12 protein-coding genes and 1 other annotated feature are annotated in these 14,408 nt (G+C 41.4%); of the genes, 1 reads left to right on the top strand and 11 read right to left on the bottom strand.

Annotated elements, in window-relative coordinates:
• Window positions 1-3: 3 nt before the first annotated feature.
• The 3 genes from NSQ34_RS05545 to NSQ34_RS05535 form a co-directional block, all read right to left on the bottom strand.
• The gene (locus NSQ34_RS05545) at window positions 4-921 is read right to left on the bottom strand and encodes an ABC transporter permease (protein WP_024425043.1); all 918 of its coding nucleotides are present in this window, start codon (window positions 919-921) and stop codon (window positions 4-6) included.
• Between the two features lie 3 nt (window positions 922-924).
• Entirely contained in the window at window positions 925-1,869 is a 945-nt protein-coding gene (locus NSQ34_RS05540; protein WP_024425044.1) for an ABC transporter permease, read from the bottom strand.
• Window positions 1,870-1,985: 116 nt separating this feature from the next.
• On the bottom strand, window positions 1,986-3,623 hold the full coding sequence (locus tag NSQ34_RS05535) for a peptide ABC transporter substrate-binding protein (protein WP_034282068.1): 1,638 nt from the start codon (window positions 3,621-3,623) through the stop codon (window positions 1,986-1,988).
• A 482-nt stretch (window positions 3,624-4,105) separates the two neighbouring features.
• Window positions 4,106-4,326: a binding site (T-box leader), on the top strand.
• A 53-nt stretch (window positions 4,327-4,379) separates the two neighbouring features.
• On the opposite strand from NSQ34_RS05535, the gene trpS reads away from it, so the two are divergent.
• A complete protein-coding gene (trpS, locus tag NSQ34_RS05530; protein ID WP_065214229.1) occupies window positions 4,380-5,375 on the top strand; it encodes a tryptophan--tRNA ligase in 996 nt (331 codons plus the stop codon).
• 34 nt (window positions 5,376-5,409) lie between these two features.
• On the opposite strand, the gene NSQ34_RS05525 is transcribed toward trpS, so the two are convergent.
• From NSQ34_RS05525 to fabF, 8 genes are all read right to left on the bottom strand, one after another.
• Window positions 5,410-6,162 (bottom strand): YjbA family protein, encoded by a 753-nt coding sequence (locus NSQ34_RS05525; protein ID WP_024426484.1) that lies wholly within the window; start codon window positions 6,160-6,162, stop codon window positions 5,410-5,412.
• A gap of 145 nt (window positions 6,163-6,307) precedes the next feature.
• A complete protein-coding gene (gene opp4C, locus NSQ34_RS05520; RefSeq protein ID WP_111927227.1) occupies window positions 6,308-7,207 on the bottom strand; it encodes an oligopeptide ABC transporter permease in 900 nt (299 codons plus the stop codon).
• Window positions 7,208-7,240: 33 nt separating this feature from the next.
• Window positions 7,241-8,191: an ABC transporter permease gene (locus tag NSQ34_RS05515; protein WP_111927225.1), complete on the bottom strand. Its 951-nt coding sequence runs from the start codon at window positions 8,189-8,191 to the stop codon at window positions 7,241-7,243.
• Between the two features lie 215 nt (window positions 8,192-8,406).
• On the bottom strand, window positions 8,407-10,041 hold the full coding sequence (locus NSQ34_RS05510) for a peptide-binding protein (RefSeq protein ID WP_176967523.1): 1,635 nt from the start codon (window positions 10,039-10,041) through the stop codon (window positions 8,407-8,409).
• Between the two features lie 85 nt (window positions 10,042-10,126).
• A complete protein-coding gene (locus NSQ34_RS05505) occupies window positions 10,127-11,149 on the bottom strand; it encodes a dipeptide ABC transporter ATP-binding protein (RefSeq protein ID WP_075622802.1) in 1,023 nt (340 codons plus the stop codon).
• Window positions 11,146-12,126 carry an ABC transporter ATP-binding protein gene (locus tag NSQ34_RS05500; RefSeq protein ID WP_076840858.1) on the bottom strand — a complete coding sequence of 327 codons (981 nt, stop codon included), beginning with the start codon at window positions 12,124-12,126 and terminating at the stop codon, window positions 11,146-11,148. Before NSQ34_RS05500 ends, NSQ34_RS05505 begins: the two co-directional genes overlap by 4 nt.
• Before the next feature lie 149 nt (window positions 12,127-12,275).
• Window positions 12,276-13,079 (bottom strand): DUF2268 domain-containing protein, encoded by an 804-nt coding sequence (locus NSQ34_RS05495; RefSeq protein WP_176967524.1) that lies wholly within the window; start codon window positions 13,077-13,079, stop codon window positions 12,276-12,278.
• A 77-nt stretch (window positions 13,080-13,156) separates the two neighbouring features.
• Window positions 13,157-14,398, bottom strand: a complete 1,242-nt coding sequence (gene fabF, locus NSQ34_RS05490; RefSeq protein ID WP_034282078.1) for a beta-ketoacyl-ACP synthase II — start codon at window positions 14,396-14,398, stop codon at window positions 13,157-13,159.
• Window positions 14,399-14,408 lie beyond the last annotated feature (10 nt).

Raw genomic sequence — 14,408 nt, 5'->3', positions numbered from 1 at the left:
TCCTTATTTACGCAACTTCGGATCTAAAGCGTCTCTTAGTCCGTCTCCAACCACGTTAAAACCAAACATTGTAATACAGATAAATGCGGCTGGGAACCATAATCTCCAAGGGTAATACGTCATGGCTGGAATTCCGTCAGACGCCATTGTTCCCCAGCTCGCTAACGGAGCCGGTACACCAAGCCCTAGGTAGCTTAGGAATGCCTCTGTGAAGATAGCAGAAGGAATCGTTAATGTCATCGTCACAAGGATTGGTCCCATTGAGTTTGGAATTAAGTGTTTAAATAAAAGTCTAGATGTTTTCGCACCTAATGTTTGTGCTGCAAGAACGTATTCTTGACTCTTTAATTGTAAAACCTGTCCCCGAACAATACGTGCCATGTTAATCCAGCCTACGACTGTCATAGCGAGGATAATCGTTAATAATCCTTTTGGCAGAACAACCATCATTAAGATAACCATTAATAGTGTTGGAATTGCCCATAAAACGTCTGCGATACGCATCATCACTTCATCTGTACGGCCGCCTTTGAATGCAGCAATACTTCCCCAGATAATACCGATAATCACGTCAAGCACCGCTGCAGCAAGCCCGATAAAGATCGAAATTCTTGCCCCGACCCATGTACGGACAAACATGTCACGTCCTAAATCATCTGTACCAAACCAGTGTTCTTTTGAAGGCGGCTGGTCAGCATTCAGCAAATCAGTCGTAGAGTAATCGTATTTAGAAAACATCGGAACAAAGATGGCCAGCATCACGATAATAAAAATGATTGTAAGTCCAACCATTGCAAGTTTATTGGCACGGAAGCGAAGCATGGCATCCTTCCATAAAGATAGACTAGGTTTAGAAATTTTTTCAGATTCTGCTGCGTCAGCTGTCGCAGGCACAAATAAATCTTTTCTCATCTCTTCCATGTGTTAGACCCCTTTCTTCGCCTTCGTCAGTTTAATTCTAGGATCGATAATACCGTAGAGGACGTCAACGACTAGAATACTGATTAATAGAATAATACTGTAGAAGACTGTGACACCCATGATGACGGTGTAATCACGGTTTGTAATGCTTGTGACAAAGTGAGAGCCTAAGCCAGGAATACCAAAAATCTTCTCAACGACAAAACTACCTGTTAAAACTGAAGCAGCCATTGGTCCCATGTATGTGATAACAGGTAACAATGCGTTTCGGATGGCGTGTTTGATCGTCACAGCAGATTTTGTTAATCCTTTCGCTCTAGCCGTTCTAATGTAGTCACTATTTAGTACTTCAAGCATACTTGACCGTGCAAGTCTAGCGATAAATGCCATTGGCATGAAGGAAAGTGCAATAGAAGGTAGTACGGTGCTTGCCCAAGACTCCCATCCTGCAACTGGGAAGATCGCTATAATACTTGCCTCAGATGCAAATACATATTGTAGTAGCGCCGCTAAAATGAAACTTGGAACTGAAATTCCAAAGATCGTTAAAATGGCAATCGTATAGTCTTGCCACTTGTTATGATAGAGCGCTGCAAGGACCCCAAACAATACACCAAATGCTAATGCGAGGAGAATTGCCTCAATTCCGAGGGTAAAGGAAACGGGGAATCCAGAACTGATTAAGTCATTTACGGTTTGTCCTTTATATTTAAATGAGGGACCAAAATCTAATGTTGCAACTGAACCTAGGTAGTTTACATATTGAACAAATAAGGGCTTGTCCAATCCGTAGTGCTCGTTTAGGTTTGCTTCAATTTCAGCAGGAAGTTTCTTCTCACCAGAGAATGGACCACCAGGTGCTGCCTGCATGAGAAAGAAAGTTGCAGTTACAATAACAAACAGTGTGATTAAAATATATATTAATCGCTTACCGATATATTTAAGCAACGGAATTGCACCTCCATGATTTTACAACAATTTCTCTAATCAGCAAGAAAGGTATATGGAGAGACATCCTCCATATACCTTAAGATCCTTGCCGTAGATCTCTTACACTATGACTCTTACTTTTCGAAATGTGCCCATTTGTACTGAACATCACCTAGTCCAGATACAACTACACCTTTAAGTTTTGGATCTTGTACCCAAAGCTGAGTGTAGAAGTAAATTGGTGCTATAGGCATATCGTTGATGATGATTTCTTCTGCTTTTTTCAGCATTTCTTCACGCTTCGTTTTATCTGTTTCTTTTGCAGAATCATTCAACAATTGTTTGTACTCTTTGCTTTCCCATCCAGTGTCGTTGTTTCCGCCGTCTTTATCTTTGTAAAGCTCAAGGAAGTTCACTGGATCGTTGAAGTCACCTAACCAGCCCATACGTCCGATTTGGTAATCTCCGCTGTGGATTTTGTCGATGTATACGTTCCACTCAGAGTTATCAAGTTCAACTTTCACACCTAAATCTTTTTTCCACATTTCTTGAATTGCTTGTGCAATCTTTTGGTGGCCTTCATCTGTGTTGTAAGAAAGTTTCAATGTTGGAAGATCAGAAACAGACTTATAACCTAATTCTTTCGCACCTTTTTCAAGAAGCTTTTTAGCTGTATCTACATCGTGATCTTTGAAGTAGCCAGTTTTGTTATCTGTGAATCCTTCCATTGTTGGTGGAACGATTGCCATTGCTGGAACTTGTTCACCTTGCGTAATTTTGTCAACGATCGCTTGACGGTTGATTGAGTATGCAAGGGCCTTACGGATGTTTGCATTGTTTAAAGGTTTTACTTCTGTGTTGAATTTGTAGTTATAGATACCAGCGATCGTCTGGATTTTCAGACCGCCTTCTTTTTTCAATGTTTTTAAAGACTCAGTTGGAAGGCTTCCAGTTGGAGAACCAGCCCAGTCAAGCTCGCCTTTTTTGAACATGCTAAGCTCAGTGTTTGTATCTTTGATCATAGACATGTTGATTTTTTTCAATTTCACAGTATCTTTATCCCAGTATTCATTGTTCTTTTCAAGCGTGATAGAACCGCCATGTTTCCATTTAGAAAGAACGAATGGTCCGTTAGATACGTAGTTTTCACCAGCATTTGTGTACCAGTTTTTATTCTTTTCAGCCACTTTTTTGTTGACTGGCATATAAGTATAGAATGCAGTTAGTTCAGTAAAAAACGGTGTTGGGTTTTCTAGCTCAACTACAAGCGTTTTGTCGTCTTTAGCTTTAATGCCAACATCAGCAACTTTCGCTTTCCCTTTGTTTGCTGCTTCAGCACCTTTAATATAGTAAAGCTGGTAAGCATATTGAGATTCATTTTTAGGATCTAATGCCCATTTCCAAGCATATTCAAAATCTTCTGCTTTTACAGGGTCACCATTAGACCATTTTGCATCACGAAGTGTGAATGTATAAGTTTTACCATCAGCACTTGTTTTGATATCAGAAGCCATTGCATTTTCTGGCTTTCCTTCAGCGTTAATTCTTGTTAACCCTTCAAAAGTCTGACGGATGACACTACCTGAAGTTGAATCATTTGCCAATCCCGGATGTAGAGAAAAAGGCTCAGTGGAGATATTCACATTTAATGTTGTTTTAGCCTCTCCAGAACTGCTCGTGCTGTCGCCTGATTTGTTTCCGCTGAAACCACAAGCGCTTAATACAAGTGTGAAAATAAGCATTAAAGTAACAACAGACCAACGCTTTTTCAACTGTATTCCCCCTTATAATATGTTTTTAGTTCAAAGGTCTCGATAGAAGATGAGATTCAGATTTAAGAAATAGCGTAAAAAAGTCCCTGAATAGCTTACTTTCTATTTCTTTTGTTTTTTCTGAATTTTCACTATGTAAAGAGCCTAGCACAAACGTGTGAACAAATTCATTATAATGAATAGAATAATTTATTGCAATATCAATTTCATATATTTTTTAAAAACGTAAATGGGGATAAAGAGGGATTTTTATAAACTAAAGTCTCAATCACTTCAACAAATTAAAGCGTAAATTGATTAAAATAATTTAACAAATTCAGCAGGAATAATGTTTTATACATATAATTAATCATCCTTTTTTAAAAAATTCTGACAGATATTTGTTATTTTATCTAAAATTTTAAGTGTCAATAGGCATGATGAGAAGGTCACATAAGGGCTTCGTGACTTTTTCATGGTCATCCTTTATAATAGATAGACATATTGTTGCGATGAAAAAGAAGAGTACATATATTCACCATTTACAGAGAATCTGCGGCCGGTGTGAGCAGATAATGGCATGTATGGAATGGGCTTTGGAGCAGCTAACCGAACACTTCTAAAAAAGTGAGTAGGCTTAGACGGAGCAGTCTCCGTTATCAACGTCTTGAGTGATTTCTATGTGAAATAACAAGGGTGGTACCACGGTTCATTCGTCCCTTTTCTGTTGAAAAGTGATGGGTGGGCCTTTTTATATTGAAGAAAAGAGGTTTTAGTATGACAAAGAAGACAATTTTTTCAGGCATTCAGCCGAGCGGTTCTGTCACGTTAGGGAACTATATTGGAGCAATGAAGCAATTTGTTGATTTGCAGCATGACTATAATGGCTATTTTTGTGTCGTGGATCAACATGCGATTACAGTGAGTCAGGACCGATTAGCTCTCCGCCAAAATATTAGAAGCTTAGCAGCTCTTTATTTAGCTGTTGGTCTTGATCCAGAGAAAGCGACATTGTTTATCCAATCAGAGGTACCTGCTCACGCCCAGGCAGGATGGATGCTTCAATGTGTTGCTTATATTGGGGAATTAGAAAGAATGACCCAATTTAAGGACAAATCCGCTGGTAAAGAAGCAGTTGTTTCAGGCCTATTAACGTATCCCCCATTAATGGCTGGCGATATCTTATTATATGGTACTGATTTAGTCCCTGTTGGAGAAGACCAAAAGCAGCATCTTGAATTGACTAGAACGCTCGCTGAACGCTTTAACCGAAAGTACAATGACATCTTCACTGTGCCTGAAGTGAAAATTCCAAAAGAAGGCGCACGGATTATGTCTTTAACAGATCCAACGAAAAAAATGAGCAAATCCGATCCGAACCAAAAATCTTTCATTACCTTATTAGATGAACCAAAGCAGCTTGAAAAGAAAATTAAAAGTGCTGTGACGGATTCAGAAGGCATCGTGAGGTATGACAAAGAGAACAAGCCTGGTATTGCCAACTTGCTGACGATTTATTCTGTATTAGGCAACATATCGATTGCTGAGCTGGAGCAAAAGTACGAAGGCAAAGGATATGGTGAGTTTAAAGGAGATCTTGCGAACGTTGTCATTGAGGCTTTAAAACCAATTCAAGATCGATACTACGAACTCATTGAATCAGACGAGCTTGACCGCATTCTAGACGAAGGTGCTGAAAAAGCAAACCGCGCAGCAAACAAAATGCTGAAAAAAATGGAGAATGCGATGGGTCTTGGCAGAAAACGCAAATAAAAAAAGCTTGCAGCACTGCCGCTGCAAGCTTTTTCTAATTTACTTTTGATTCGTTTTCCATTTCCCAAAGCTTTTCGAAAAAAGGCTGCCCTTTAATCATTTTTTCACAGAAGGCTAAATGATTCTCTGACCACCCATCAATCGTTTCATTGTAAAGCATGTTCCAAATCTCTTCGAAAGACATTCGTTTGATTTGGTTGTACATGCGCGGGTTCCATTCCGTATACCAATACGCAATCTCCGCCCTGTTTTTGAGCCCTTTTAATTGATCGAGCGCCATAAACATCAGCTGTTTCAGCTGTCTTTCTTTTCTCGTTAATCCGCTGATATGCTGCGGCGGCAGTGATAGAATGTGATATTCTTTCGTCGATTCAAGGCTGTCCTTAGAAAATTCATATTCCTCTGCCTTCACATCTTTCACCATTTCATACACCAATTGCTCCTGCCTTGGAATCAAGCGGCTTTTTCTCACAGGTATGGAATACCCTATCGTATCTACAGCAATGATTCGAATTCCGTCGGTGACTACAAAGCAATACTCTAATTTACGGCGTTCATGATTTTTTCGAATATATGATTTCTCAAATACAGACTCTAGCAGCGTCTTCGGCAGCTCTGAAAGATCATTCTCTATGTAATCAAACAAAGGGCTCTGCACCTTAAGTAAAGGCACTTGATCTAACAGTTCAACACTGTCCTCCTTACGCCACTCATGAAAATGACACACATTGTAGCCATTCTCTTCCCCTTCAAACCAATTCACCCATACGTCATGAAGAAATAACATAACCAATCCCTCACTTTATAAAAACTGTTGTCCACAGTATGGGCAAGGGATAGAGAAATTATTCCAACTTTATCAAAACTTCAAGCTGAGAATGATGAGCTTCATGTCTTTCTTTCGTTCAGGAAACGCAGAGCCCTTTTAAACTTTACTTCAGCTTTTTAGGATCAAGCGCATCTCTCAGCCCATCTCCTAAAAAATTAAAGCATAAAACAGTCAGCAAAATGAATAAACCTGGGAAAAGCGGGTACCACCAAGCTTGCACCATAATGGAGAAATTTTGTGCGTCTTGCAGCATGTTGCCCCAGCTTGCCGTTGGCGGCTGAATACCAAAGCCAAGGTAGCTGAGCGTTGATTCAGCTAAAATGACGGAGCCTACTTTTAATGTAGCTGACACAATAATAGGACCGATACAGTTCGGTAAAATATGCGAAAAGATGATGACATGATTTTTCGTTCCAATGGTTCTCGCCGCGAGGACGAATTCTCTTGTTCGAAGTGATAAGAATTCACTGCGGATGAGTCTGGCCGTTGTTGTCCAGCCTGTCAAAGCAAAGATTAAAATCAATTTATCAATGCCCGGTTTGAAAATGGTGACGAGCGTAATCAATAGAAAAATGTCTGGAATCGACAACACGACATCTACAAACCTCATTAACAAAGAATCAACAAACCCTTTGAAATACCCCGCAACCGCACCAACGACAGTACCAATGGTGATTGCACCGAGCACTGAGACAAAACCGACCAATAAAGAGACCCGCGCGCCATATAGCACCCTTGAGAAAATATCGCGGCCAAACTTGTCAGTGCCCATAAAATGCTCGGCACTTGGCGGCTGGAGCCGCTTCAATAAATCTTGCTGTTCTGGTGTATATGGAGCGATCACTGGAGCGAAAATGGCTGAAAAGATAATGATCAATAAGATCACAGAGCCGGCAACCGCCAATTTATTTTTGAAAAATTTCTCGCAAAACAAACGCAGCATCGTCTCTGGCTTTGGCGGAAGGCCCTCCTTTAATTTGATATCAACAGGAGGTGTTCCCATATTAGGCTGTGCCAATTGTGCTTCAGCTCCCTTCTAATATTCAATACGCGGATCAACGATCGCATATAAAATATCCGCTATTAAATTTCCAACCACCACAAGCACTGCGGAAATAACGGTCATTGCCATAATGACCGGATAATCTCTCGAAAAGGCAGAATCAATGAACAGCTTTCCAAGTCCAGGCCAGGTGAAGATTTGTTCCACCACGACTGCGCCGCCAATAAAAGATGGTATCATTAATCCGAAAATCGTTATGACAGGCATAAGACCGTTTCTTAAACCATGCTTAAAAATGACTTTGTTTTCTCTAAAGCCTTTCGCTCTTGCTGTGCGAATGTAATCCTGCCTCATGACATCAAGCATGCTCGACCTTGTGTACCGGGTCAGCCCTGCCATATCAGCAGTTGCTAAAACAAAGGCTGGTAAAATGATGTGATGGAGCCGGTCAAACACATTAAAATCGGCATTCAAGGTAGAGACTCCGCCAGTTGGAAACCACCCTAAGTTCACGGATAAAACCATAATGAGGATAAGACCAAACCAAAAGTTTGGAATAGCCAGTCCGATAAAAGATGTAACCGTAATGCCATAGTCAAGCTTTGTATATGGACGTTTTGCTGAAAGAACACCAAATGGGATGGCGATCAGCAGGGCAACTATTGTAGAAAAGATCATGAGGATGAGGGTATTTGGCAGCCGGGCAAAAATCAAATCAGCCACGGGTGTTCCCTTTTTGACAATGGATGTGCCAAAGTCACCTTGTAGCATATTGCCAAGCCATTTCATATATTGCACATATTCAGGATCGTTCAAGCCGTACTTATCAATAAAGGCTTCGCGGTCTGCCGCACTAATAGTAGGATCCATCATGAGTGACATCGGATCGCCTGGTGCTGCTTTCATAATGGCAAAGGACAAGATGGTAATCCCTAATAAAATGGGAATGGAGAGCAATGTCCTTCTAATGATATATGTAACCATATGCACAACTCCTTTTTCATCGGATCGCCATTCTGTGAAAAAAAGGCCAAAATGATGTTATTTTAGCCTTTTGTCTTCTTTTCAGCGTGATCTGAAAACCCTTGAATCCTGTGCCGAAGTGATCCTTTTAGCACCCGTGCAGAGAACTGGCACCGAATGCAAGGGATTGTTCTCACGGTGAAAGGGGAGAATCCCCCCCCTTCTTCACTATCAGTCTACTGTTCAAGCCACCATTTTTCGATTTTGTAATACTCATCTTTCGGGTGGTAAGAGTAGCCTTGGAGATTAGATGGCATAGCGCGATGTGAATTGGCATAGTAAAGGAACGTATACGGCTGATCCTCTGCGATCAGTTTATAAATTTTTTCATATGCCTTTGAATAATCTTTTCGATCGCTTAAGTTTTTAGCATCGACTAACAGCTTATCGACCTCTTTATTTTTATACCAGATGTTATTTAAGCCTTTTTCAGACTGGCTTGAGTGGAATATGCTGAATTGATCAGGGAATGTCGCAAGGCTCCAGCCGAGCAGCAGCGCATCATAATCCCACTTAGGCGGTGTCGTCTGCTCAATGAGTGCACTGAATTCCACAATTTGCGGCTTCGCTTCCACACCGATTTCTTTGAGCTGCTGCTGGACAACGACAGCGATATCTTCACGAACTTTATTTCCTTGGTTGGTCTTTATGACAAAGGAGAATTTCTTGCCATCCTTATCAAGATAGCCGTCTCCATCTGTATCCTCCCAGCCCTCTTCTTTCAGCATCTTTTTCGCTTTTTCTTGATCAAATTCAAACACTGGCACACTTTCATCCTTTGGATAGTTCCAGGACAGCGGACTTTCTGGAATATTGGCTACTTTGCCGTCTCCATCTAGCACTTGGTCAACAATCGTTTGACGATCAATAGCATGTGTCAGCGCTTGGCGGACCTTTTTACTTTTAAAGAGTTCATTTTTCTGGTTCCAGCCAATGTATGAATAATTGAGTCCTAGATCAGATTCAATTTTAATGTTGCTCACTTTTTCAGCTGTTTGCAGCTCGGAGCCTGGTACAGCAAAGAAATCAATATCTCCTGCTGACAGCTGGGCAATCGCTGCATTCTGATCAGGAATGGTTTTAATTGTGACAGTATCAAGGTAAGGACGTCCATCCCAATAATCGTCAAAGGCTTCTAGTTTGACGTAGTCTCCTTCTTTCCATTCTGCAAATTTAAATGGACCAGAACCGATTGGTTTTTTTCGGTTAAATTCGTTTTCACCGAGATCTTTTATAGGCACATCACCTAAAATATGCTTAGGTAAAATACCGTAGCTTCCTAGTGTGACATTATAAAAATACGGATCTTTTTTATTGAGCTTGAATTCGATCGAGTAGTCCCCTGTCTTTTTAACAGACTCTAAAACTTCAAAGCCTGATCCGCGCTCCCCGTTGTAGTCCTTATTGATTGGAATGCTGTATGTAAACACAACATCGTCAGCAGTCAGTTCTTCACCATCATGAAACTTCACACCTTTTTTAATGGTGACATCAAACTGCTTGCCGTCATCAGATTCTTTAATATCCTCTGCCAGCGATAGCTGAGGGTTGAGCTTTCCGTCTGTTTGAAGTAAGAAGCTGTAGATTCTTTCCTCAATATCAGAGCTTGCCACATCTGTAGAATACAGCGAGTTAAATAATGTTGGCTCTGCAATTGAACCGATGACAAGATCGCCGCCTTGTACCGGTTTACCTGTGGATTTCTTTCCACTTTCTCCAGACGTTTTATTTCCACCAGAACAAGCAGCAAGGATTAATGTAAAAATCAGCAGTAAACTGACCAAAATGAACTTTCTATTTCTACCTTTCATAGACAATTCCCCCTATTCTTTTTTAAAAATAATGACCGAATCCTGTTTCATCCCCCCTCTCAAAGATGAGATCATACAAGCTTGATCAAGCGTTGTAGAGGTGGCAGGCAACAAAGTGGTTCGTTTTTAATTCCTGAAATGCTGGTACTTTTTCTTTACAGATTTCTTTCGCGTGCGGGCATCTTGTGTGAAATACGCAGCCTTTTGGCGGATTTGCAGGACTCGGCAGATCGCCTTGGAGCATAATGCGTTCTCTTTTCGTCTGCCCTTTTTTACGGGTGACAGGAACGGAAGAAAGCAGAGCCTGTGTATACGGATGGAGCGGGTCATCGTACAGACTATGCTTATCGGCAAGCTCCATCATTTTGCCGAGATACATGACGCCGACTCTATCGCTAATATGCCTGACCACACTTAAATCGTGAGAGATAAATAGATAGGTAAGGTCAAATTCCTCCTGAAGCTCCTCCATCAGATTAATAACCTGCGCCTGAATGGATACATCAAGTGCTGATACAGGCTCATCTGCGATGATCATGTCGGGATTCATGGCAAGCGCACGAGCGATGCCGATCCGCTGCCTCTGCCCGCCTGAAAATTCATGGGGATAGCGATTCGCAAAGCTTGGATGAAGACCTACCTTTGATAAAAGCTGTTCTACTTTTTCATTTCTTTCTTTTAAGGAATATAAGTGATGTGTTTTGTAGGGTTCTTTGATGATGCTTCGAAGTGTTTTTCTAGGGTTGAGTGATGCAAAGGGATCTTGAAAAACCATTTGGATGTTTTTTCGTGTAGATTGTCTTAGCTTTGATTCTGATACGCGCGTGATGTCTTGCCCTTTAAAAAAGATTTGACCGTCAGTTGGTTCGTATAGGCGAATCATTGTCCGGCCTAGTGTGGATTTCCCGCATCCTGACTCCCCGACAATACCTAACGTTTCACCTTTATAAATCTTCAAGTCTATGCCGTCAACAGCTTTCACTGCACCGACTTTCTTTTGAAAGACGCCCGCTTTAATCGGAAAATGTTTTCGAATCTGTTTCAGTTCAAGGATCGTTTCTTTCTCTGGTAAGTCTGTTATTTGTGTTTGATTTTGAGCAAGTGTCATGTGTTGTCTGCCTCCTCATATAAGAAACATCTGACGCTTCTGCCATTTTCAAATGTTCTCAGCTTAGGCAGTTCTCCCAGGCAGCGTTCCTTCACTTGCGGACATCTAGGAGCAAAGCGGCAGCCGGCTGGAAGCTGATCTGGCGCAGGAACATTCCCTTTGATGGCTGTTAACGGCTGTATGTCTCCGTCAATGACAGGAATCGATTCAAGCAACCCTTCTGTGTAAGGATGAAGCGGCTGTTCAAACAACTCTTCAACAGTCCCATTTTCAACAACCTGTCCGCAGTACATGACAATCACTCGATCTGCTACTTCAGACACGACACCTAAATCATGTGTGATAAGAAGAATAGATGTACCAAAGGTAGAGCATAAATCTTTCATTAATGTGAGTACCTGTGCTTGAATGGTCACATCCAGGGCAGTTGTCGGTTCATCTGCAATGAGAAGCTTCGGATCACAGCTTAACGCTATGGCAATCATCACTCTTTGCCGCATGCCGCCTGATAAACGATGCGGATAATCTTTCATGATTTGCTCCGGGCGGGAAAAACCAACAAGCTTCAGCAGATCAACCGCTTTTTTGACCGCTTCTTTTTTTGAAAGTTTTTTGTGATAGATGAGGATTTCTGTTATTTGTTCTCCGATGGTTAAGACGGGATTAAGTGAGGTCATGGGTTCCTGAAAGATCATAGATACATCATTACCGCGGATGCTGCATAATTCCTTTTCACTATATGTAACAAGGTCCTTTCCATCAAGTTTGATGGAACCGTCCATAATTTTCCCACCCGTTCCATGAATCAGACCCATAATGGATAAGGACGTAATACTTTTGCCAGAACCAGACTCACCGACTAATGCGACAGTTTCTCCTCTGTTGATGCTGAAATCAACGCCATCCACAGCAGGTATCGGTTCCTTTTTTCGAAAAAAATATGTCTTTAAGTTTTGCACTTCAAGCAGCGTGCTCATTCATTCGCCCCTTTCTCCATAGATCAATAGAATTGAACCTGAATATTCCGTCTTTTTAAAATAAAAAGAATTATTTGTATATTATTACATCGCTATGACGAAATCAAGAAGTATTTAGTAAATTTGTAATATGTCTCTTTTTATGTGAATTATTCACTTTTTGATTCTATCGCCTTTAAAAAGGTTTCTGCTGGCTCTGCAATCATCGACTCCTCGCTGATTCGGTGCTCATTGAAATATTTTTTCACAATATAAAACCCGGTAGCGTAACCAAGCATTTTAGGGTAGTTCCCTTTTCCATAAAGAAGATTCTGTATCAGCCTTTCGTCGTCCTGGACTCTTTGATCAAGATGACTGGATACCCATTTCTTGTACATACGCTGAAGCTGTTCTTCGCTATAGAAGGTGGTCCATTTCGCTGTATAGTTTTCTCCATATCTATGATACACAGCATATTCAGCGAGCCCCTCCATCATGATTGTATCGAGGAATGTAAAGTCTTTTTCTTCTTTTGAGAGAAAATGCAGCCTGCATACATGGTGATATTCGTGAGTCAGCAATGTACCGATTCGCTCCTTCGGGGTATTTGGAGACAAAAAAAGAAAGACCTTGTCATCAAATGCCATGCCGGATTGATAATAAAATTGCTCTCTGATTTCTCTGCTGCTCTCGTTGACAGGTAAAATAAACACAGGAATGTCTGGACCTTCCCACTGCTTTTGAAGCGTTTGATATTCTTTCATGACAAGCTTGAAATACCCTTTTTCCTTGAGCTTGTCGATCATGTTTTTGCACGAGCTCCAAGACCGAACCATCCCGTGATGCTGCAGGTGAGCGAGGATAGACGACCATTCTTTTTCCTCAGCCCCTTTAAAATAAGGAACAAAGCGCGCTGCAAGCTCCTGAAATGATGATGATTGATGAATGAGATATTGTGTATTGATCAGACCCATACCGCTGAACACCTCCATTTTCATCATATGCAAAAAAGCGGCGATCTGTTTATCGACCGCCGCTTTCTCAGAAAGTATTACGCTTCGTATTTTTTGAAAATAATTGTCGCATTATGCCCGCCAAAACCAAGTGAGTTACTTAAAGCCACTTGTACTTCTTTTGAACGTGCTTCATTTGCTACATAATCAAGATCACATTCTTCATCCGGTGTTTCAAGGTTAATGGTTGGAGGAAGGACGCTGTCTTTAATCGCAAGAACAGAGAAAATGGCTTCTACTCCGCCTGCTGCGCCAAGTAAGTGACCTGTCATTGATTTTGTCGAACTGATCGCAAGCTGGTTCGCATGCTCTCCGAACACTTCTTTAATCGCCATTGTTTCAAATTTATCATTGTAAGGTGTGCTTGTACCGTGGGCATTGATATAATCAATATCTTCCACAGACAACCCTGCATCTCGAATCGCTTCTTTCATTGCACGGACGCCGCCTTCTCCATTTGGAGCTGGTGCTGTAATATGGTAGGCATCTCCAGTTGAACCATAACCAACGATTTCTGCATAAATGGTCGCACCACGTTTTAAGGCATGCTCAAGCTCTTCAAGAACAATAATCCCTGCACCCTCACCCATGACAAATCCGTCACGGTTTTTGTCGAACGGACGGCTTGCTGTCTTTGGATCAGGATTTGTCGAAAGGGCTTTGTTCGCACAGAAACCTGCAAACGACATTTTTGTTAATGGCGCTTCTGTTCCGCCTGTGATCATTGCATCTGCATCTCCGCGCTGAATAACTTTAAATGCATCACCAATCGAGTTTGTTCCTGTTGCACATGCTGTCACCGTACAAGAGTTAACCCCTTTTGCGCCAAGTGCAATAGAGATTTGGCCTGTCGCCATATCAGGAATCATCATTGGGACGAAGAATGGACTGACGCGTCTTGCCCCTTTATTTGAATACACTTCGAACTGCTCTTCAAATGTTTCAAGCCCGCCAATACCAGACCCAACCCATACACCAACACGCGGTGCGATTTCATCTGTGATTTCAAGACGTGAATCTTCCAGCGCTTTTTGAGCTGCAACGACTGCATATTGTGTGAAGCGTGCCATTTTCCGCGCTTCTTTTTTCTCCATGTAATCTTCAATGTTAAAATCTTTTAGTTCTGCCGCTACTTTTGCGGTATATTCACTTGAATCGACACGTGTAATCGGTCCAACCCCTGATACACCCGCTAAAGCATTTTTCCATGTTGACTCTACATCGTTGCCAAGAGGTGTCAAAGCACCTAATCCTGTAACAACTACTCGTTTCTTATCCATTAATTTGTGC

Source organism: Bacillus sp. FSL P2-0069, assembly GCF_038593315.1.
GTDB lineage: Bacteria > Bacillota > Bacilli > Bacillales > Bacillaceae > Bacillus > Bacillus safensis.
This window is presented reverse-complemented; position numbering and strand designations above follow the sequence as displayed.